We start from the raw sequence: 258 nt of genomic DNA, 5'->3' as shown, positions 1-258 counted from the left end.
CAGTACCAGCCTGCCGCAGGCAGCTCCCGCGGCCGCCGCCGCAGGAAAACCTTAGATCTTCTTCGCCAGCGACTCGGCCAGACCGGTGTAGCTGCCCGGGGTCATCTCCAGCAGGCGCTGCTTCGCATCCGCCGGCAGCTCCAGCCCCTGCACGAACGCACGCATCGACTCGGCCGTGATGCCCTGGCCACGGGTCAGCGCCTTCAGCTGCTCGTACGGGTTCGGCAGGCCGTGGCGGCGCATCACCGTCTGCACGGC

General features: G+C 69.8%; 1 pseudogene. It reads right to left on the bottom strand.

The features are described 5' to 3' along the window. Positions 1-51: 51 nt before the first annotated feature. A pseudogene (locus AC1RQI_RS17320) lies at positions 52-258 on the bottom strand (adenylosuccinate lyase); the annotation flags it as partial.

It is taken from the genome of Salicola sp. AFF1, assembly GCF_056783195.1.
The sequence above is the reverse complement of the archived record's forward strand: the minus strand, read 5'-3'. Positions and strand labels throughout refer to the sequence as shown.